Origin of the sequence: Kitasatospora sp. NPDC057015, assembly GCF_042673745.1 — a bacterium.
Classification (GTDB): Bacteria; Actinomycetota; Actinomycetes; order Streptomycetales; family Streptomycetaceae; genus Kitasatospora.
The window spans coordinates 42,128-62,084 of record NZ_JBHUSG010000011.1 but is presented as its reverse complement, the minus strand read 5'-3'; the positions used below and the strand labels follow the sequence as shown (position 1 = coordinate 62,084).

14 protein-coding genes and 1 pseudogene are annotated in these 19,957 nt (G+C 74.8%); 6 read left to right on the top strand and 9 right to left on the bottom strand.

The genetic code is table 11. From position 1 onward, the window contains the following. Positions 1–95: 95 nt before the first annotated feature. The 3 genes from ACFTWP_RS13535 to ACFTWP_RS13525 all read right to left on the bottom strand — a co-directional run bounded on the left by ACFTWP_RS13535 (position 96) and on the right by ACFTWP_RS13525 (position 2,926). A complete protein-coding gene (locus tag ACFTWP_RS13535) occupies positions 96–1,430 on the bottom strand; it encodes a deoxyguanosinetriphosphate triphosphohydrolase (protein WP_380264657.1) in 1,335 nt (444 codons plus the stop codon). A 171-nt stretch (positions 1,431–1,601) separates the two neighbouring features. After that, positions 1,602–1,970, bottom strand: a complete 369-nt coding sequence (locus tag ACFTWP_RS13530; protein WP_380264656.1) for a hypothetical protein — start codon at positions 1,968–1,970, stop codon at positions 1,602–1,604. A gap of 101 nt (positions 1,971–2,071) precedes the next feature. Continuing rightward, positions 2,072–2,926 carry a sirohydrochlorin chelatase gene (locus tag ACFTWP_RS13525; protein ID WP_380264655.1) on the bottom strand — a complete coding sequence of 285 codons (855 nt, stop codon included), beginning with the start codon at positions 2,924–2,926 and terminating at the stop codon, positions 2,072–2,074. 158 nt (positions 2,927–3,084) lie between these two features. On the opposite strand from ACFTWP_RS13525, the gene ACFTWP_RS13520 reads away from it, so the two are divergent. Beyond that, entirely contained in the window at positions 3,085–5,169 is a 2,085-nt protein-coding gene (locus ACFTWP_RS13520; protein ID WP_380264654.1) for a molybdopterin oxidoreductase family protein, read from the top strand. A gap of 17 nt (positions 5,170–5,186) precedes the next feature. On the opposite strand, the gene ACFTWP_RS13515 is transcribed toward ACFTWP_RS13520, so the two are convergent. After that, positions 5,187–5,531 carry an ester cyclase gene (locus tag ACFTWP_RS13515; protein WP_380264653.1) on the bottom strand — a complete coding sequence of 115 codons (345 nt, stop codon included), beginning with the start codon at positions 5,529–5,531 and terminating at the stop codon, positions 5,187–5,189. A 115-nt stretch (positions 5,532–5,646) separates the two neighbouring features. Here ACFTWP_RS13515 and ACFTWP_RS13510 point away from each other — a divergent pair, with 115 nt between their 5' ends. From ACFTWP_RS13510 to nirD, 4 genes are all read left to right on the top strand, one after another. Next, a complete protein-coding gene (locus ACFTWP_RS13510; protein WP_380264652.1) occupies positions 5,647–6,219 on the top strand; it encodes a TetR/AcrR family transcriptional regulator in 573 nt (190 codons plus the stop codon). A 145-nt stretch (positions 6,220–6,364) separates the two neighbouring features. Continuing rightward, on the top strand, positions 6,365–7,678 hold the full coding sequence (locus ACFTWP_RS13505; RefSeq protein ID WP_380264651.1) for an NAD(P)/FAD-dependent oxidoreductase: 1,314 nt from the start codon (positions 6,365–6,367) through the stop codon (positions 7,676–7,678). Next, the gene (gene nirB, locus ACFTWP_RS13500) at positions 7,675–10,284 is read left to right on the top strand and encodes a nitrite reductase large subunit NirB (protein ID WP_380264650.1); all 2,610 of its coding nucleotides are present in this window, start codon (positions 7,675–7,677) and stop codon (positions 10,282–10,284) included. The genes ACFTWP_RS13505 and nirB overlap by 4 nt, the downstream gene beginning before the upstream one ends. Next, positions 10,281–10,676, top strand: a complete 396-nt coding sequence (gene nirD / locus ACFTWP_RS13495) for a nitrite reductase small subunit NirD (RefSeq protein WP_380264649.1) — start codon at positions 10,281–10,283, stop codon at positions 10,674–10,676. Before nirB ends, nirD begins: the two co-directional genes overlap by 4 nt. Before the next feature lie 172 nt (positions 10,677–10,848). On the opposite strand, the gene ACFTWP_RS13490 is transcribed toward nirD, so the two are convergent. Continuing rightward, positions 10,849–11,925 (bottom strand): SGNH/GDSL hydrolase family protein, encoded by a 1,077-nt coding sequence (locus tag ACFTWP_RS13490; protein ID WP_380264648.1) that lies wholly within the window; start codon positions 11,923–11,925, stop codon positions 10,849–10,851. Positions 11,926–12,117: 192 nt separating this feature from the next. After that, positions 12,118–13,062 (bottom strand): PAC2 family protein, encoded by a 945-nt coding sequence (locus ACFTWP_RS13485; protein ID WP_380264647.1) that lies wholly within the window; start codon positions 13,060–13,062, stop codon positions 12,118–12,120. Between the two features lie 752 nt (positions 13,063–13,814). On the opposite strand from ACFTWP_RS13485, the gene ACFTWP_RS13480 reads away from it, so the two are divergent. After that, positions 13,815–14,540, top strand: coding sequence for a GNAT family N-acetyltransferase (locus ACFTWP_RS13480; protein ID WP_380264646.1), 726 nt, complete (start codon positions 13,815–13,817; stop codon positions 14,538–14,540). Between the two features lie 496 nt (positions 14,541–15,036). Here ACFTWP_RS13480 and ACFTWP_RS13475 read toward each other — a convergent pair. From ACFTWP_RS13475 to ppdK, 3 genes and pseudogenes are all read right to left on the bottom strand, one after another. Next, positions 15,037–15,990 (bottom strand): annotated as a pseudogene (locus ACFTWP_RS13475) (ADP-ribosylglycohydrolase family protein); the annotation flags it as partial. A 62-nt stretch (positions 15,991–16,052) separates the two neighbouring features. Continuing rightward, the gene (locus tag ACFTWP_RS13470; RefSeq protein ID WP_380264645.1) at positions 16,053–16,535 is read right to left on the bottom strand and encodes a ribonuclease domain-containing protein; all 483 of its coding nucleotides are present in this window, start codon (positions 16,533–16,535) and stop codon (positions 16,053–16,055) included. Between the two features lie 267 nt (positions 16,536–16,802). After that, positions 16,803–19,511 (bottom strand): pyruvate, phosphate dikinase, encoded by a 2,709-nt coding sequence (gene ppdK, locus ACFTWP_RS13465; RefSeq protein WP_380264644.1) that lies wholly within the window; start codon positions 19,509–19,511, stop codon positions 16,803–16,805. Positions 19,512–19,957 lie beyond the last annotated feature (446 nt).

The window sequence follows — 19,957 nt, the reverse complement described above, 5'->3', positions numbered from 1 at the left end:
CGGCGGCGGGGGCGCGCGGCGCCGACCGGCCCGCGGAGCGGGCGGCCGGGGGTGCCGTGGGCGGGCCGACGGGGGCGGCCCCGGGCCCGCCCGCCTCAGGTGCGGGCGGCGGGCCCGACCAGGCGCGAGTGCAGGGCGAGCGCCGAGGCGTCGGTCAGGGTGGCGATCTGGTCGATCACCGCGCGCAGGGCCGCGCAGTCGTCCTCCGCCTCCTCGTAGAGGGCGGCGAAGACCACGTCCAGGCCCTCCGGCGCACGCCGGACCAGCACCTCGGCCAGCTCGGCGATCACGATCCGCTGGCGGGTGCGCAGCTGCGCCTGCTCGTCGCGCTGCATCACGTACCGGACGGCGACCGCCTTGAGCACCGCGCACTCCAGTCGCACCTCGTGCGGGACCACCAGCTCGGCCGCGTACCTGGTCAGCGGGCCCGGGCCGTAGCGGGCCCGGGTGGCCTGCTCGGCGGCCAGGCAGAAGCGGCCGATCAGCTGGCTGGTGAGGTCCTTCAGGCCGGCCCGCGCGCGGGCCGAGCCGTCGTAGCCGACCGGCCACCACGGCTGGGCGTGCAGGCGGTCCAGCGCCTCGGAGAACTCCTCCGGCTCGGCGTCGGGGGCGTAGCGCTCGGCGACCTTGAACAGCTCGGCGCGCTCGGCCCGGGAGCGCAGGGCCGCGGGGTCGATGTGGCCGGCCTGGAGCCCGTCCTCGACGTCGTGGGTGGAGTAGGCGACGTCGTCCGACCAGTCCATGACGGTGGCCTCGAAGCACTTGCGGCCGGCCGGGGAGCCGGCCCGCAGCCAGCGGAACACCGGCAGGTCGTCGGCGTAGACGCCGTACTTGGTGGAGCCCGGGTCGGTGGGGTGGCCGCCGCGCGCCCACGGGTACTTGGTGGCGGCGTCCAGCGCGGCGCGGCTGAGGTTGAGGCCGACGCTGCGGCCCGGCCAGGGCGCCAGCCGGGCCGGCTCCTCGTCGAACGGGGCGAACCGCTTGGGCTCCAGGCGGGTCAGGATCCGCAGCGACTGCGCGTTGCCCTCGAAGCCGCCGCAGGCCTCGGCGGCCTGGTCGAGCGCCTCCTCGCCGGTGTGGCCGAACGGCGGGTGGCCGATGTCGTGCGCCAGGCAGCCCGCCTCCACCAGGTCGGGGTCGCAGCCGAGCGCCGCTCCCAGCTCCCGGCCGACCTGCGCGCACTCCAGCGAGTGGGTCAGTCTGGTCCGGGGGAAGTCGCTGCGCATCGGGGCGACCACCTGGGTCGTCCCGGCGAGGCGGCGCAGCGCGGCGGAGTGCAGGACGCGGGCGCGGTCGCGCTGGAACGCCGTACGGCCGGGGCGCTTGTCCGGCTCGGGCACCCAGCGGGCCTCGGCGGCGGCGTCGTACGGGCCCGGGTGGTTCGACGCGGTCTGGTCCGGAGTGGTGGTGCGGTGCGCGGTGTCGTCCATATGCCAGTCACGGTACGCCGCCCGTCCGACACCCGGGGTGTGCCGCGCGTGACCGGGTGCCCAACGGGGCGCGAAATCCCTTGTGCGGGCGCGGTTGCGGGGCGCGGGTCGGGCCCCGGCCGCGGTTGCCGGACCCCGGTCGGTACCGGCGCGCGGCGCCCGGTGGCGGGGTCAGGCCGCCAGCAGGGCCCGCCAGCGCGGCAGCTCGGCGACGGCGCAGGCCGCCGCGAGCACGGTCACCGACGCGGCCACCGGCGCCGGCCAGGCCGCCCAGGACGAGACCACGGCCGCGACGAGCTGGAGCAGGACCAGCGCGATCGTCCCCGCTCCCGGGACGGCCACCAGCACCTGCTCCTTGTCACCCGGGGTCGCGAGGACGGTCGGCAGTCCGATCAGGACCAGCACCGACAGGACGGCGAGCGGCACCGAGTGCGGAGCCAGCGCCCAGGGGGTGGCCACCCAGGCGATCAGCTCGACGGTGAAGCGGAGCACGTCCGGTGTGCGGACGGGCTTCTTCCCTGCTGCTGTCACGGAGTTCACGGCGCCACGATCCCACGCGGCGCCCCGGCCGCGCGAGGGGCGCGGCCCGGTCGCGACGGCCCGGTCGCGGCCGTCCGGTCGGGGTGCCGGGGCGCCCGCCCTCAGGCCGCCGCTCGCAGCCGGGAGTGCTCGTAACGGGCCAGCACCAGACGGGCCATCAGCTCGTGCGCGCCCAGCGGGGCGCTGGTCAGCCAGTCCCCCGCCGCGGCGGCCAGCCGGGCGAAGTCGCCGGGGGCGGTGAAGTAGCCGGCCACCGCGATCCGGCGGTAGCCGCGGGCCGAGAGCCCGGCCACGGCCTCGGCGACGCTCGGCGAGCCGGCCGCGACGTACCCGGCCACCACCGGCACGTGCAGCCGCTTCGCGAGCAGCCGGGCCTGGGCCTCGGTGTCGGCCGCCGCGTCGGGGTCACGGGAGCCGGAGGCGGCCAGCACCACCGCGTCCCGCCCGTGCCGCTGCCGCTCGCGGACGGTGGCGGGCTCCGCCCAGCCTGCCTCCAGCAGGCGCTCGTGCAGGACGTCGGTGAGCAGCCCGTCCGGCCCGAGCGGGGCGGTGACGGTGCCGCTGACCTGCGGCGCGGCTGCCAGCACGGCCGGCAGGTCCACCTTGACGTGGTAGCCGCGCCCCAGCAGCAGCGGCACCAGGACCACCGGGCCGGCCAGCTCGGCCAGCACCTCCGGCAGCAGCGGCGCGTTGAGCCCCAGGTGGGCGAGGCGGATGTCGAGCTCGGGGCGGGCGGCGCGCAGCAGGGCGAGCAGCCGGCGGATCTCGGTGAGGGCGGCCGGGTCGCGCGAGCCGTGCGCGACCAGCACCAGCGCCGGGCGGCGGGCCGAGTGCACCACGAGTGCCGGCCGGGCGGCCGACCGGCCGGACCAGGACACGGCCGACCGCGCGGTGAACTGCTGCGAGATCTCGGTGAGGAGGTCGGAGGAGCTGGAGGTCCAGGCGGGCGGCGTCATGCCTCCAGCGTGGCCGTTCGCTGTTTCCCCGCCGTTGCCCGTCGGTCACGACTGGTTTCCCCGCCCTCACAGTCGGGGCCCGGCGGGGTGAGGCGGGTGTGCGTCCCTCGTAACGCGCGGGTCGTGGCGGCGAAACAGCGCCGTAGCAGGGTGACGGCATGAGCAACGCCGTCGCCACCACCGACACGCACTGCCCGTACTGCGCCCTGCAGTGCGGCATGGGTCTGCGCCGCACCGAGGGGCCCGTCCCGGTCGCGGTGGTCGAGCGGCCCGGGTTCCCGGTGAACCGGGGTGCGCTCTGCGGCAAGGGCTCCAGCGCCGCCGCCGTGCTGGCCCCGGGCGCCCGCCTCACCTCGCCGCTGGTCCGCCGCGGCGGCGTGCTGCGGCCGGCCGGCTGGGACGAGGCGCTGGACCTGATCGCCGACCGGCTGTCCGCGACCGCCGCCGCGCACGGGCGCGACGCCGTCGGGGTCTTCGGCGGCGGCGGGCTGACCAACGAGAAGGCGTACCTGCTCGGCAAGTTCGCCCGGGTGGTGCTCCGCACCTCGGCCATCGACTACAACGGCCGGTTCTGCATGTCCTCCGCGGCGGCCGCCGGGACACGGGCCTTCGGGCTGGACCGCGGTCTGCCGTTCCCGGTCGCCGACATCCCGCAGGCCGGCTGCGTGATCCTGGTCGGCGGCAACCCGGCCGAGACCATGCCGCCCTTCGTCCGCTACCTGCGCGAACTGCGCGAGAGGGGCGGCACGCTGGTGGTCGTCGACCCGCGCCGCACCCGGACCGCCGAACTCGCCGACCTGCACCTGGCCCCGCGCCCCGGCACCGACCTGGCGCTCGCGCTCGGGATGCTGCACCTGGTGGTCGCCGACGAACGCACCGACGAGGCCTTCATCGCGGAGCGCACCACCGGCTGGACCGAGACCCGGGCCGCCGCGATGGCGCACTGGCCCGAGCACGTGGAGGCGGTCACCGGGGTGCCGCTGCCGCACCTGCGGGAGGCCGTCCGGCTGTTCTGCGGGGCGGACTCCGCGATGGTGCTCACCGCACGCGGCCCCGAGCAGCAGGCCAAGGGCACGGACACCGTCAGCGCCTGGATCAACCTGTGCCTGGCCACCGGCAACGCCGGCCGCCCGAACGCCGGCTACGGCTGCCTCACCGGACAGGGCAACGGCCAGGGCGGGCGCGAGCACGGCCAGAAGGCCGACCAGCTGCCGGGCTACCGCAAGCTGGACGACCCGGCCGCCCGCGCCCACGTCGCCGCCGTCTGGGGCGTGGACCCCGACTCGCTGCCGGGCCCCGGGCGCAGCGCGTACGAGCTGCTGGACTCGCTCGGCGGGGACGTGAAGGCGCTGCTGCTGGCGGGTTCCAACCCGGTGGTCTCCGCCCCGCACGCCCGGCACGTCACGGAGCGGCTGCGCTCACTGGACTTCCTGGCCGTCAGCGACGTGGTGCTCTCCGAGACGGCCGAACTCGCCGACGTCGTGCTGCCCGTCACCCAGTGGGCGGAGGAGACCGGGACGATGACCAACCTGGAGGGCCGGGTCATCCTGCGGCGCCGGGCCGTCGATCCGCCGGCGGGCGTCCGCAGCGACCTGGAGGTGCTGCACGCGCTGGCGGCCAGGCTCGGCCACGGCGAGGGGTTCCCCACCGACGCCGAGAAGGCCTTCGACGAGCTGCGCCGGGCCTCGGCGGGCGGTCCGGCGGACTACGCGGGCATCAGCTACGAGCGGATCGCGGCCGAGGACGGCGTCTTCTGGCCCTGCCCGTCCGGCGATCACCCGGGGACGCCCCGGCTCTTCCTGGAGCGCTTCGCCCACCCGGACGGGCGGGCCCGTTTCTTCCCCGTCCAGCACCGGCCGGCGGCCGAGGAGCCGGACGCGGCGTTCCCGGTGCGGCTCACCACCGGCCGGGTGCTGGCCCAGTACCAGTCCGGCGCGCAGACCCGCCGGGTCGACGCCCTGAACGCCGCCGCCCCGGGCCCGTACGTCGAGCTGCACCCGCTGCTCGCCGACCGGCTGGGCGTGCGGGACGGGGACCAGGTCGCGGTGGTCAGCCGGCGCGGACGGACCGTCACCCCCGCCCGGCTGACCACCGCGATCAGGCCCGACACCGTCTTCATGCCGTTCCACTGGGCGGGCGAGGGCAGCGCCAACGTCCACACCAACCCGGCGCTGGACCCGGTCTCCCGGATGCCGGAGTTCAAGGCCTGCGCGGTGCGGCTGGAGCCGGTCGGCGTCGCCTGAGCCGTCGGGGGACCGGCTCAGATCGCCCGCCGCACCTCGGCGGCGAGGCGGCGCAGCTCGAAGCGGAGCTCCGGGAGCTGCGCCCGCAGGCCGTCGACGAAGGCGGTGAGCGGCGCGCGGCCGTCGGGCAGGTCGGGGTTGTGCCGGATCAGCCCCTCGGCGAGGTAGCGGTCGGCGAGGTCGGTGCGGCCCTGGTTCCAGAGGGTCTCCAGGTAGTCCTGGACCAGCGCCCGCGCGGCGGCGGCACCACTGCCGTCGGCGCTGGGAACTGCGGGAGCGGGAACAGCGGGAGCGGGAACTGCGGGAGCGGGAACAGCGGGAGCGGGAACTGCGGGAGCGGGAACAGCGGCGGTGACGGTCATCGGGTGACTCCTTCTCGGGCGGCGCCGGCCCCGGACGGGGCCGGCGCGGTGCGGTCGGTACGGCGGACGGAGGCCCGGTGGGCCAGGCCCGCGAGGGCGAGCGGCAGGAGGCGCCATGACCGGACGACCGCGTGACCCCGCCGTCGACGAAGCCATCCGCCGCGCCGCCGTGGACCTCACCGAGCAGCACGGCTACCGAGGCCTCTCGATGAAGGGCATCGCCGCCCTCGGCGGCGTCTCCAAGCAGACCGTCTACCGCCGCTACCGCAGCAAGGGCGAGGTCGTCCTGGACGCCCTCGCCGGCTACGCGTCCACCCGCCTGCCCAGCCCCGACACGGGCTCGCTCCGCGGGGACCTGGACGCCCTGCTCACCGCGACCTTCGCCGCCCAGCAGGGCGTCAACGGCACCCTCAACCGCGCCCTGGCCACCGAGGCCCTCCAGGACCAGGAGTTCGCCGCCCTGCTGTGGGAGCGGCTGATCGCCCCCCGGCGGGCCGCCGTCCGCGAGCTGCCGGCCCGGGGCCGGGCCCGCGGCGAGGTCGGGCACCCGGACGAGGACTTCCTGCTCGACCTGGTCTACGGCCCGATGTGGCACCGGCTGCTGTTCGACACCGCGGCCCTCACCCCGGCGTACGCCGCCGAACTCGCCCGCGTCGTCGCCCTGGCGGCCACCGGCGGAGGCCGCTGAGCAGCAGGTCCGCGCCGCCCGGACGGCGCGGACCGGCGGGCGCGCGAGGGCTCACACCCGCGCCCGGCCCCTGCTGAGGTCAACGTTCCGCCTCCGAAACAGACCGGCCCCGGACGGGAAACACCTGCCCCACATGCTCGGAGGCATGACAGCGACCGACACTCCCCCAGCGGACCGCATCGTGGTCGTCGGCGCCGGGATGGCCGGCCACCGACTCGCCCAGCAGCTCGCCCGGCACGGCACCGACCGCGAGATCGTGCTGCTCGCCGAGGAGGAGCACCCGCCGTACAACCGGGTGCTGCTCGCCGAGGTGCTCGCGGGGCGGTACGCCCCCGAGGTGGCCGCCCTCGCCGGGTCGGAGCCGCAGGTGGAGCGCCGGCACACCCGGGTGGTGCGGATCGACCGGGAGCAGCGTCAGGTGCTCTGCGACGACGGCTCCGCGATCGCCTACGGCGACCTCGTGCTCGCCACCGGCAGCAACCCCGTCCTGCCGCCGCTGCGCGGCCTGTTCGACGACTCCCGGACCGGCCGGGAGCGGCACGCGCTGCCGAACGGCGTCTTCGCCTTCCGGACCATGGCCGACTGCGCCGACATCGACGCCTACCTGCCCGGCGTGGCCCAGGCCGTGGTGGTCGGCGGCGGCCTGCTCGGAGTGAGCGCAGCCCGGGCCCTGGCGGCCCGCGGCGTCCAGGTGGTGCTGGCCCACCAGGGCGAGCACCTGATGGAACGCCACCTCGACCCGGAGGCGGGCGCGCTGCTGCGCACCCACCTCACCGACCTCGGCATCGAGGTGCACACCGAGTGCCGGGTCCGCTCGGTGCTGACCGAGGACCGCACCGTCACCGGCGTCGAACTCGCCGACGGCTTCCGGCTGGCGGCCGGCCTGCTGGTGGTCGCCGTCGGGGTGCGCCCGCGGACCGGGCTCGCCGAGGCGGCGGGGCTGGAGACCCGCCGGGGCGTCGTCGTCGACGACCTGCTGCGGACCAGCGACCCGCACATCCACGCGGTCGGCGACTGCGCCGAACACCGCGGCGTGCTCTACGGGCTGGCCGGCCCCGCCCAGGAGCAGGCCGACCTGCTGGCCCGTCGGCTCGCCGACCCCGCCGGCGCCCCGGCGGACCTCGCGTACACCGGCAGCCGACTGCTCACCCGCCTCACCCTGACCGGCCCCGACCGGGCGCCGCTCGACCTCGCCGCCTTCGGCGAGACCGAGCCCGCCGGCTCCGAGGACCGGGTGATCCGGCTCGCCGACGCCGCCCGGGGCACCTACCGCAAGGTGATCGTCCGCCGCGACGAACACGGCGGCGACCGCCTGGTCGGCGGCGTCCTGCTCGGCGACCTCGGCACCGTCGGCACCCTGGCCCACACCTGGGAGGGCGACGAGGCCCTGTCAGCCCACCCGCTCCACCTGCTCACCGCCACCACGCAGAGCAGCACGACCCCCGGAGGGACCCGATGACCACCACCACCAGGCCGACCGTACTGCTGGTCGGATACGGCATGGTCGGCCACCGCTTCCTGGAAGCCCTGGCCGACGCCGGAGCCGCCGACCGCTACCGGGTCGTCGTCCTCGCCGAGGAGCCCCGGCACGCCTACGACCGGGTCGCGCTGACCTCGTACTTCTCCGGCAAGACCCCCGAGGACCTGCTGCTCGCCGAGGACGGCTTCGCCGACCGGCACGGCTACGAGATCCACCTCTCCGACCCGGCGACCGCGATCGACCGCGACGCCCGGACGGTCACCACCGCGAGCGGCCGCAGCATCACCTACGACACCCTGGTGCTGGCCACCGGCTCGTACCCGTTCGTCCCGCCGGTGGACGGCAAGGACGCCGAGGGCTGCTTCGTCTACCGGACCATCGAGGACCTGCACGCCATCGAGGCGTACGCGGCCGGCTCCCGGGTCGGCGCCGTCGTCGGCGGCGGCCTGCTCGGCCTGGAGGCGGCGGGCGCGCTCAAGGGTCTCGGCCTGCAGACCCACGTGGTCGAGTTCGCCCCCCGGCTGATGCCCGTCCAGGTGGACGAGGGCGGCGGTGACGCACTGCGCCGCACCATCGAGGAGATGGGCGTCGTCGTCCACACCGGCATCGGCACCACCGCGGTCACGGTCTCCGCCGAGGGCGCCGCGAACGGCATGACCTTCACCGACGGCAGCAGCCTCGACACCGACCTGGTGGTGTTCTCCGCCGGTGTCCGCCCGCGCGACCAGCTGGCCCGGGACTGCGGCCTGACGGTCGGCGAGCGCGGCGGCATCGCCGTCGACGAGCACTGCCGCACCTCCGACGAGCACGTCTTCGCCATCGGCGAGTGCGCGCTCGCCGTGGACGGCCGGGTGTACGGGCTGGTCGCCCCCGGCTACGAGATGGCCACCTCGGTCGCCCAGCAGCTCGCCGGCGAGGTCAACAAGCCGTTCACCGGCGCCGACCTCTCCACCAAGCTCAAGCTGCTCGGCGTCGACGTGGCCAGCTTCGGCGACGCCTTCGCCACCACGCCCGGCGCGCTGGACGTCGTCTACTCCGACTCCCGCTCCGGCATCTACAAGAAGCTCGTGGTCACGCCCGAGGGCGCGCTGCTCGGCGGCATCCTGGTCGGCGACGCCGAGGCCTACTCCTCGCTGCGCCCGCTGACCGGCACCGGCGTCCCGCTGCCCGTCCCCGCCGAGTCGCTGGTGCTGCCCGCCGGCCTGGGCGCCCCGGTCTCGCTGGGCAGCTCCGCCCTGCCGGACGACGCCGTGGTCTGCAACTGCCACAACGTCACCAAGGGCCAGATCCGCTCCGCGGTCACCGAGCACAGCTGCACCACGGTGCCCGAGGTCAAGACCTGCACCAAGGCCGGCACGGGCTGCGGCTCCTGCATCAAGCTGCTCTCCACCATCGTCACCGACGAGCTGGAGGCCTCCGGCGTCGAGGTCGACCGGGGCCTGTGCCCCTGCTTCGGGCAGACCCGCGCGGAGCTGTACGAGATCGTCCGGGTGAAGCGGATCGCGACCCACCGGCAGCTGCTGGCCGAGCACGGCCGCCTGGGCGGCGAGGGCTGCGAGGTCTGCAAGCCGACCGTCGGCTCGATCATCGCCTCGCTGGCGCCCGAGCTGGAGGCCTCCGGGCACGTGCTGGACGGCGAGCAGGCGGCGCTGCAGGACACCAACGACCACTTCCTGGCGAACCTCCAGAAGAACGGCTCGTACTCGGTCGTGCCGCGGATCCCCGGCGGCGAGATCACCCCGGAGGGACTGATCGTGATCGGTGAGGTGGCCCGCGACTTCGGCCTCTACACCAAGATCACCGGTGGCCAGCGGATCGACCTCTTCGGCGCCACGGTGGACCAGCTGCCGCTGATCTGGACCAGGCTGGTGGAGGCCGGCTTCGAGTCCGGCCACGCGTACGGGAAGTCCCTGCGGACGGTGAAGTCCTGCGTCGGCTCCACCTGGTGCCGCTACGGCGTGCAGGACTCGGTGGCCATGGCGATCCACCTGGAGCTGCGCTACCGCGGTCTGCGCAGCCCGCACAAGCTGAAGTCGGCGGTCTCCGGCTGCGCCCGCGAGTGCGCGGAGGCCCGGGGCAAGGACTTCGGCGTCATCGCCACCTCGAACGGCTGGAACCTCTACGTCGGCGGCAACGGCGGCGCCACCCCCCGGCACGCCGACCTGCTCGCCCAGGACCTCGACGACGAGCAGCTGATCAAGCTGATCGACCGGTTCCTGATGTTCTACATCCGCACCGCCGACCGGCTGGAGCGCACCTCCGCCTGGCTGGAGCGGATCGAGGGCGGCCTCGACCACGTCCGCGACGTGGTCGTCCACGACAGCCTCGGGATCGCCGACGAACTGGAGGCCCTGATGGCCCACCACGTCTGCGACTACCAGGACGAGTGGGCCGCCACGCTGGCCGACCCGGACCGGATGCGCCGCTTCGTCTCCTTCGTGAACGCCCCCGGCGTCGAGGACCCGAGCATCCGCTTCACCCCCGAGCGCGGCCAGGTCAAGCCCGACCTCACCCTGCTCGCCACCGAGGCCGATCTGCTGGCCGCCCTCGACCCCGACAACTCGCTCCTGCTGGAGGCCCGATGACCACCGTCGCCGCTGAGACCGCCACCACCGTCGCCGCCGACACCGCGACCGGCGGCACCGTCCGGGTCGAGGTGCTCGCCGATCGGGCCTGGGCCCCGGTCTGCGACCTGGAGCAGCTGGTCCCGGGGCGCGGCGTGGCCGCCCTGCTCCCGGACGGCCGGCAGGCCGCGGTGTTCCGCGACCACCTCGGCCGGATCCACGCGATCGCCAACCGCGACCCGTTCACCGGTGCCTACGTCCTCTCCCGCGGGCTGCTCGGTTCCACCCCGGACGGCCGGGTGTACGTCGCCTCGCCGCTGTTGAAGCAGCGCTTCGACCTGGTGACCGGCGAGTGCCTGGACGACCCCTCCGTGCGGATCGGGGTCCACGGCACCCGGCTCAGCGCGGCCTGATCCCGGGCCTGATCCCCCGGCCCGATCCCCGGGCGGGTGCCCCCGCTGCATCGGCACCCGCCCGGACCCACGGCGGCCGTCCGTGGTCATCGCCCTGACCGCGCGGACGGCCGCCGGCCCGTTCTCCCGACCCGTTCTCCCCGCCGGTACCGGAGCGGTACCGCGGCCGGCACTACCCCCGGACGGCCTTCAGCACCGCGGCCGCCATCCCCTGCTGGCCCCGGGCGTTCGGGTGCACGGGGGCGAGGCCCGGCCCCGGGAAGGGCGGCTCGACCCAGCGGGCCGCGTCGGCGCACAGGTCGTGACCGGCGGACGGCCCGGCGGTGTCCACGAACCGGGCCCCGGCCGCCTCCGCCCGCCGGGCGAGCATGGTGTTGAGCTCCTGCTCCTTCTCGGCCAGGAATCCCAGGTCGGCCGGGGCCACCGACGCCCCCAGCACCGGGGCGCAGGCCGCCGGGTCGGCCGGCAGCAGCGCCGGGTAGCCGACCACGAAGACCCGGGCCTGCGGAGCCCGCCGCCCGATCTCGCGCAGCACCTCGGCGAGCTTCTCCCCCGCCGCGGCCACCCGGCTCCGGACCTGGTCGCCGCCCTGCGCCGAGGCGTAGTGGTCCCGGCAGGGCGCCCGGGAGGCCGCCGTACCGCCCAGGCCCTGGGCCAGCGACTGCGCCAGGCTCTGCCGGGCGCACTCGCCGACCACGTCCATGAATCCGGCGTCGTTGCCGCCGATCCCGACCGTCACCAGCCGGGTGGCCGCCGACAGGGCGTCCAGCTGGGCCGGGTTGGAGCCGTCCGAGGTGTGCTGCGGGCCCGTCAGGTCGGCCGTCCGGGCGCCGCTGCAGCTGACGTCCCGGAAGTCGGCGCCGGTGAGGCCGAGCGTCCGGGCCACCAGTGACGGGTAGTTGACCGCCGACCGGGCGCAGCCGGCCGGCTCGCCCACCTGCGGTTCGATCTTCAGGCCGGAGGTGTAGGAGTCGCCCAGTGCGACGTACGGGCCGGCCGGCGCGGTCGGCGTCGTGGCGGCGCTCGGGGCGGCCGACCCCGCACCGGACGTCGCCGTGCCCGTCCCGGCCGCCGTACCCGTGCCGGCCGTGCCCGTCCCGGCCGTGCAGCCCGTGGCGAGCAGCAGTCCGGCCAGGAGGGCGCCGGTCAGCGGGCGCCGGGTCGCCGACGGGCCGCCGGGCCGCCGCCTGTCGGCGGCTGGTCGGCTGCCGACAGCGGGTCGCGGGTCGACGGCAGGTCGGGTGTTCACCACAGGGCCCCCTGGGGAGTCGGATCGGCACGCCCTCGGTACGTGCTGGGACGGCGACCCGTCCCCCGGGCACCGCCGACCCCAACGAACGGCCCGGGCCCGATGACTCCCGCCCTGACCGGCGGGATCCGCCGGACGGACCCCGGGGCGTGCCCGACGACTCCCGCCGGAGGCCGGACCGCCGGGCCCGGCCTACTCGACGTCGCGCTCGTGCTCCGCCAGGAACTGTTCGAAGCGCCGGCCCAGCTCGTCGGCCGAGGGCAGGTCGACCGCCTCGGCGAGCAGGCTGTCCCGGCCCTCGGCGCCGGCCACCGCGTCGTACTGGCCCTCCATGCCCCGGATGGCCGAGCGCAGTTCACCGTCGCCCTGCGCCAGTTGCTCCTCGATGTCCGCGTACACCTCGCCGACCCGGTCGCGCAGCGAGTGCCCGGGCAGCACCAGGCCGGTGGCCGACTGGACGGCCTCCAGGATCAGCACGGCCGCGGCCGGGTAGGCCGAGCGGGCCACGTAGTGCGGCACGTGGACGGCGAATCCCAGCACGTCCTGGCCGGCCTCGGCCAGCCGGTACTCCAGCAGCGCCTGCGCGCTGCCCGGCACCTGGGCCTGCTCGAACCACTGCGGGTACCCGGCGGCGAGGTCGAGGCGGTTGCCGTGCGGGGTCAGCCCCACCGGGCGGGTGTGCGGCACGCCCATCGGGATGCCGTGGAAGTCCAGGGCGAGCCGGACCTCGAAGCGCTCGGCCAGATCGCGCACCGCGGCCGCGAAGCGCTCCCACTCGACGTCCGGCTCGGGGCCGGTGAGCACCAGGAACGGCGAGCCGGCCGCGTCGTTGACGAGCTGGAGCAGGATCTCCGGCGGGTCGTAGGAGGCCCAGTGCTCGCGGTCGAAGACCATCGCGGGGCGGCGGGCCCGGTAGTCCACCAGGCGGTCGTGGTCGAAGCGGGCGACGACCTGCGGGGAGCCCTCCTCCAGCAGGTGCGCCATCACCTGGCCGCCGGCCTCGCCGGCGTCCATGAAGCCCTCGAAGTGGTACAGCAGCACCAGGCCGGCGCCGGTGTCGCCCAAGGCCGCGTTCGCGGCGGCCACGGCGGCCACGCCCTGCGGTTCCAGCTCGTACAGCGCCTGGGGATCTTGCACCGCGTACCCAACCCCGTTCGTTCTCGTCGTAGGTCCGTGTCGGCCGGCCGGGTCCGGCCCGGTCCGGGAGGGCCCCGGCGCGGACAGTCCGCGGCCGTCGGGCCCTCGCTCACTCCAGCGTGTCGCGGGCCGCCGACATTCCCGTTGCGGGCGTGCTTCGTGCGTGGATGTGTCCGCGGCCCTCCCGCGATCACAGAATCATCGCATTCCGCCGGAAACCCGCTGGTCACACCCCCTCCGGCGGCCGGAGCGGGCGCCTGCGGGGCGGATTTCGGGGCCCCGGAAGGGCGGCCGCGGCGTACGGCCGGGACTCTCGCGCCCCCTTTCGCGTGCCGCGAAGTGACGCACCGCCCTTTCACGGGTATCGTCCTCTCGCTGCCTCGCATCGTCGCGTCGTCGTCTCGTCGTCGGTAACGCCGTTGACCACGTCCCGGACCGCTGTTGGGCCAGCCCACACGACGCACCTTGCCTTCATCTGGCCGCCTGTTTCCCTCGCGCACTCGTTTCCCCCTCGGCCATCTCGCGGACGCACACTGTCCCCTCGCTCATCCCGCCGGACCGGTCCGTGGACCCGTGTCCGTTCCGGCACCGCGCTGCCCGCCTCCGGGCCGCCTCCCCCGCCGTACGAACCGGGCACTCCGGCGTACGCCGGAACGGGCGGAGCCCTCGGAGCCGGGGCGAAAGTCCAGTCGTCCTCCGCGCCGTACCCCGGCGCGAGGTCCCCCTCCGACCGCCGAAGGACCGAAGGTTCCGTGCCCGTACCCGTCATCCTCCACGGCCGCACCGTCCGGCTGGAGCCCCTCGCCACGTACCACGCCGAGGCGCTGGCCCAGGCCGGCGCCGAGGACCGTACGACCTACGCCTTCACCCCCGTCCCGCACGGCCTGGAAGCGGCCCGCGACTACGTCGCCCGCGCCCTGGCCGACCAGGCGGCCGGGCGCTCGCTGCCGTTCGCGACGGTGAGCACCACCGACGGCAGGGTGGTCGGCTCGACCCGCTTCCTCGAACTGGACTACTGGCAGGGCCCGCTGGTCTGGCCCCCGGCGCCGGGCGTCCCGTTCGGCGACCCGGCCACCGCCGTGCCCGACGCCGCCGAGATCGGCAACACCTGGCTCTCCCCGCGCGCGCAGGGCACCGGCATCAACACCGAGGCGAAGCTGCTGATGCTCAGGTACGCCTTCGAGGTGTGGGGCGTGCAGCGGATCTCGATGCGCGCGGACGCCCGCAACCAGCGCTCCCGCACCGCCATCGAGCGCCTCGGTGCCACCTGCGAGGGCGTCCGCCGGGCCCACTCGCGCGGCCTGGACGGCGTGGTCCGCAGCACGGCCTTCTACTCGATCCTGGACGAGGAGTGGCCGGCCGTGCGGGACATCATCGAGCTGCGGATCGCCGCCGCCACCTCGCCGAGCGCCCCGGACCGGGCGATCAACCAGGAGTGCCTTAGACACGGCGGCAACGGCCGGCTGATCCCGGCGTAGCCGGGTCGGTCGGCGCCGGCGCGGTGCGCCGGGAGGGCCGCGGAGCGGTCTCCCCCGGCGCACCGTCGGCGGGTGTCGCAGCGGGTGTCGCGGCGGGTGTCCCAGCAGCTGCCGCGGCGGGTCAGTACCCCCGGGCGGCCAGCTGCAGGACCGCGGCGAGGAGCCCGTCCGCGTCCGGCCGGCCCGCGCCCACGTCCGCGAACCGCTCCTCGACCAGTGCCGAGACCGGCCGCCACCCGCCGCCCCGGACGGGCGCCACCCGGACCTCCCAGACGGCGTACCCCGTCCGGCTGCGGTGCAGGTGGAGGGTGCCCTCGGCGGTCCAGGAGACCCACGTGTCCTCCATCGCCCCCGGGCGCAGGCCCCGGCGGATCCGCTGCCACTGCTCCTCGCTCCACAGCACGTCCGGCACCGCCCCCGGGCGCGGGGAGAGCAGCGGACGGGCGGCGACCGGGTCGGTCGTGGCGGTCGCGACGCCGCCCTGCTCCGGCGTCGCCCAGTCGGGCAGCGCCTCACGGGCGGCGAGCCACCCCGCGGGGATGCCGGCCGTGCCGGTGCGCGCGGCGACGATGCCACCGGTGATCGCGGCCGTGGTGTCCACGTCCCCGCCGGCGCTGATCGCTTCCCAGACCGCCTCCGGGTAGTCGTCGAGCCGGCGGGCCGCGCACCAGAGCGCGTACGGCACGGTGTCGGCGGCGCTGACCCGGCTGCCGTTGCCGAGCACCCGGGCCACGGCCCGCAGGTCCGGCTCGGCGAGCAGGCCGAGCGCCTCGCCGATGCCGTCCCGGACGGCGCCGGGCGGGGTGAGCTCCCGTACCGCCGTCAGGAACGCCTCGGGGGTGGTGGGTTCGGTCCGGGCCCGGGCGGCGTGGGCGGCGGCCACGGCGACGGCGATCGCGCCGGCGACCGCCTGCGGGTGGGTGTGGGTGATCACCGCGGTGTCGCCGGCGGGCCCGACGACGGCCGCCGGGTCGTGGGCGAAGGCGGCGCCGAGCGGGGCGACCCGCATGGCGGCGCCGTTGCCGTACGAGCCCTGCCCGTCGAAGAGCTCGGCCGCCAGGCGCTTCGCGTCCCCGCCCTCGCGGACGAGGCGCAGCATCCGGTTGGCGGCCGGGCCGTAACCGCGGTCGAAGTCGTGCCGGCGGGCGAAGGCGTGGGTCAGGTCGAAGGTGTCGATGCTGCCGCGTTCGCGGTGCGCGGCGTGGACCGAACAGGCCATCTCGGTGTCGTCCGTCCACGGCCAGGGGCCGGGCGGGGCGGTCCGGGCGGCCAGGTGGGCGCGGGTGCCGGGGACGAAGAACTGGGCGCCGAGGGCGTCCCCGACGGCGAGGCCGTGCAGGGAGTCCAGGGCGGGGTCGGCGGCGGTCGGCGCGGCGACGGGGTCGCCGTTCGGTCCGGTGGTCGGTTCGTCGGTCGGTTCGTCGGTCGGTTCGGTGGTCATCGAGGGCATCTTCTCAGAGTGAGAACATCCCGCCCAGGGCTTTTCCGCGGCGGCCCCGCGGTTCGGCGCGCTCAGCAGCGCGGGTCGATCTCCTGGAAGCTGGCGTAGTGGTCGGCCGTCCAGTACTGCTCGCCGGCCGTGCCGGTGACGACGCGTCGGGTGCCGCGGTCCTGCGAGCCGGGGGTGACGACGGTGAACTCGTGGTAGTAGCCGCTGCGCTGCCGGGGCAGCCGGCTCTCGCGGTTCTCGAAGACGACGCCGTCGGAGCGGTACGGGTACGGGCCGCCGGTGGCGATCAGGGCGAGGGTGTCGCGCGCCTGGCCGGGGAGCGCGGTGCGGCAGACGTCCGCGAGGCGGGGGTCGTGCGGCACCCAGGCGACGGAGCCGGTGGCGGGCGCGGTCGCATTCGCCGTGGCGGTCGCGGTGGCGCGCGGGGAGGGACCGGTGCTGGTGGCCGTCGGGTCCTGGTGCGCGCTGAGGGCGTACGCGCCGGCCGCGGCGATCGCGCAGACCAGGAGCACGGCGACGACGATCACGCGGTTTCGACTGGTCATGGGGCTGGTCATGACATCCAGCTTGCCGGGAGCGGCGGGCCGGTCCTCGCTACGGGGTGGGTCATCACCCGATCGGCGCAGAGCATGCGGTCGGGGCGGGAGCGGACGCCGTTGTCCGCTCCCGCCCCAACTGCTGTACGTACGCCGGTTCTCCTGCGCCGAGCTCCGGTGTACGCCCCTCCGGGTGGAGGGGATGCGGTCGGCGACCGCGCGTCGGAGGTGGGGCCCCGGGCGGCCGATGCCTGGCCGCCCGGGTGCCCTCCGCCGTCAGCGCGAGTCGCTGCCCGCCGTTTCGAGGGCGGCGCGGCCCGCTTCCAGGCGCGCCACCGGGATCCGGAAGGGGGAGCAGGACACGTAGTCCAGGCCCACCTCGTGGAAGAAGTGCACCGAGTCCGGGTCGCCGCCGTGCTCGCCGCAGACGCCGAGCTTGAGGTCCGGGCGGGTGGCCCGGCCGGCTACCACGGCCTGCTTCACCAGCGCGCCGACGCCGTCCCGGTCGATGGTCTCGAACGGGGAGACCCCGAAGATGCCCTTCTCCAGGTACGCGGTGAAGAACGAGGCCTCCACGTCGTCGCGGGAGAAGCCCCAGACGGTCTGGGTGAGGTCGTTCGTCCCGAAGGAGAAGAACTCGGCGGCCTCGGCGATCTGACCGGCCGTGATGGCGGCGCGCGGCAGCTCGATCATGGTGCCGAGCTTGATGTCCAGCTGGACGCCGGTGGAGGAGGCGACCTCGGCGAGCACCCGCTCGCACTCGTCGCGGACGATCTCCAGCTCCTGGACGGTGCCGACGAGCGGGATCATCACCTCCGGACGCGGGTCGCCGCCGGCCAGCTTGCGCTCGGCCGCCGCCTCCGCGATCGCCCGGACCTGCATGCCGAACAGACCGGGGATGACCAGGCCGAGGCGGACGCCGCGCAGGCCCAGCATCGGGTTCTGCTCGTGCAGCTTGTGCACGGCCTGGAGCAGCCGCAGGTCGTTCTCGTTCGGGTCCTTGCGGGCCTCGGCGAGGGCGACGCGCACCGACAGCTCGGTGATGTCGGGCAGGAACTCGTGCAGCGGCGGGTCGAGCAGCCGGACGGTGACGGGCAGTCCGTCCATCGCCTGGAACAGCTCCAGGAAGTCGCCCTTCTGCAGCGGCAGCAGGGTGCCGAGCGCGGACTCCCGGTCCTTGTCGTTGTCCGCCAGGATGAGGTGCTCGACCTCCTTGCGGCGCTCCTCGCCGAGGAACATGTGCTCGGTGCGGCACAGGCCGATGCCCTGGGCGCCGTAGCGGCGGGCGCGCCCGCCGTCCTCGGCGTTGTCGGCGTTGGCGCGCACCGCGAGGCGGCGGCGCACGTCGGCGTGCGACATCAGCCGGTGCACGGCCTGGACGAGGCCGCCCTGGACGTCGGCGCCGGCGTGCAGCGTGCCCTCGAAGTACTCGACCACCGGGGAGGGCAGCACGGGTACCTCGCCGAGGTAGACCTTGCCGGTCGCGCCGTCGATGGAGACGATGTCGCCCTCCTCCACGACCTGCCCGTCGGCGGTGGTGAAGCGGCGGCGCTTGGTGTCGACCTCCAGCTCCTCGGCGCCGCAGACACAGGTCTTGCCCATGCCGCGGGCGACGACGGCCGCGTGCGAGGTCTTGCCGCCGCGCGAGGTGAGGATGCCCTCGGCGGCGATCATGCCGTCCAGGTCGTCCGGGTTGGTCTCCCGGCGGACCAGGATGACCTTCTCGCCGGAGCGGGACCACTTGACGGCGGTGTAGGAGTCGAAGACCACCTTGCCGACGGCCGCGCCGGGCGAGGCGGCGAGGCCCCAGGCGACGCGCTTGGAGGTGGCGTCGGGGGCGAACCGCGGGAACATCAGCTGGGCGAGCTGGCCGCCGGTGACCCGGTGCAGCGCCTCGTCCAGGTCGATCAGGCCCTGGTCGACCAGCTGGACGGCGATCCGGAAGGCGGCGGCGGCGGTGCGCTTGCCGATCCGGGTCTGGAGCATCCAGAGCTTGCCGCGCTCGATGGTGAACTCGATGTCGCACAGGTCGCGGTAGTGCAGTTCGAGCTTGTGCATGATCGCCATGAGCTCGTCGTACGACTTCTTGTCCAGCTTCTCCAGCTCGCTGAGCTGCAGGGTGTTGCGGATGCCGGCGACGACGTCCTCGCCCTGGGCGTTGGAGAGGTAGTCGCCGTAGACGCCGACCGCGCCCGTGGAGGGGTCACGGGTGAAGGCGACGCCGGTGCCGGAGTCCTCGCCGAGGTTGCCGAACACCATGCTGCAGACGTTGACCGCGGTGCCCAGGTCGTTGGGGATGCGCTCCTGGCGGCGGTACAGCCGGGCCCGGTCGCCGTTCCAGGAGTGGAAGACGGCGTGGATGGCGAGGTCCATCTGGTCGCGCGGGTCCTGGGGGAACTCCCGGCCGGTCTCGCGCAGGACGATCGCCTTGAAGGTGTCGACCAGTACCTGGAGGTCGGAAGCGTCCAGGTCCAGGTCGTCGGCGGTGCCCTTGGCGGCCTTGGCCTCGTCGAGGGCCTCCTCGAAGAGCTCGCCCTCGACGCCCAGCACGGTCTTGCCGAACATCTGGACCAGGCGGCGGTAGGAGTCCCAGGCGAAGCGCTCGTTGCCGGACTGCGCGGCGAGGCCGAGCACCGAGACGTCGGAGAGCCCGATGTTGAGCACGGTGTCCATCATGCCGGGCATGGAGAACTTGGCCCCGGAGCGGACGGACACCAGCAGGGGGTCGTCCGCCTGGCCGAGCTTCTTGCCCATCTCCCGCTCCAGGGCGTCGAGGTGCGCACTCACCTCTTCGTGGAGCGAGGCCGGCTCACTGCCGGTCTCCAGGAACACCTTGCAGGCCTCGGTGGTGAGGGTGAACCCCGGAGGGACGGGGAGGCCCAGGTTGGTCATCTCGGCGAGGTTGGCGCCCTTGCCGCCAAGAAGATCCTTGAGGTCCTTGTTTCCTTCGGTGAAGGAGTAAACAAACTTCTGCTGGGACGGCACGGGTCGGTCTCCTCGCACACGGTTGCCCTGACGCCGGAGAACATACCCATTTCGAAGGCGTTGTCGCGCTGGCAATAGGCCGTACGAGGCCAGTACCAAGCGGTAACCCAGCAGATCGAATGCCCGTCAGGTCATTCACCTCTGGTGGTGAAATCGTCCGGCTGACGCTAGCGCCCCTTCAACTCTTGAAGACACGGAAACACGAAGATCACATGAAGCGGACAGAGCGTGATGATCGACCGCCACCCGTGTTGCCCCGGTTTGATTTCCTGCACTCCGACTCTCCGATACTCCGCCGACCCCTTCGGAAGGCGATTTACGCCTTCCGGGCCAAGACCGACACCTGACCGTATGTCAGTCGCCACGGTATGTGGCAAGCGTCACGGACGCATCTCACCTGTCGTACGTAGCGACACTGCGCCAATCGTCGCACTGCGTCCAGGAAC

What these genes read in the sequence shown, in the direction of transcription:
- ACFTWP_RS13510 (WP_380264652.1), top strand. Translation starts at nt 5,647, where the DNA reads ATGACCGGACGACCGCGTGACCCCGCCGTCGACGAAGCCATCCGCCGC.
- nirD (WP_380264649.1), top strand. Translation starts at nt 10,281, where the DNA reads ATGACCACCGTCGCCGCTGAGACCGCCACCACCGTCGCCGCCGACACC.
- ACFTWP_RS13515 (WP_380264653.1), bottom strand. Translation starts at nt 5,531, where the DNA reads ATGACCGTCACCGCCGCTGTTCCCGCTCCCGCAGTTCCCGCTCCCGCT.
- ACFTWP_RS13535 (WP_380264657.1), bottom strand. Translation starts at nt 1,430, where the DNA reads ATGGACGACACCGCGCACCGCACCACCACTCCGGACCAGACCGCGTCG.
- ACFTWP_RS13525 (WP_380264655.1), bottom strand. Translation starts at nt 2,926, where the DNA reads ATGACGCCGCCCGCCTGGACCTCCAGCTCCTCCGACCTCCTCACCGAG.
- ACFTWP_RS13520 (WP_380264654.1), top strand. Translation starts at nt 3,085, where the DNA reads ATGAGCAACGCCGTCGCCACCACCGACACGCACTGCCCGTACTGCGCC.
- ACFTWP_RS13505 (WP_380264651.1), top strand. Translation starts at nt 6,365, where the DNA reads ATGACAGCGACCGACACTCCCCCAGCGGACCGCATCGTGGTCGTCGGC.
- nirB (WP_380264650.1), top strand. Translation starts at nt 7,675, where the DNA reads ATGACCACCACCACCAGGCCGACCGTACTGCTGGTCGGATACGGCATG.
- ACFTWP_RS13470 (WP_380264645.1), bottom strand. Translation starts at nt 16,535, where the DNA reads ATGACCAGTCGAAACCGCGTGATCGTCGTCGCCGTGCTCCTGGTCTGC.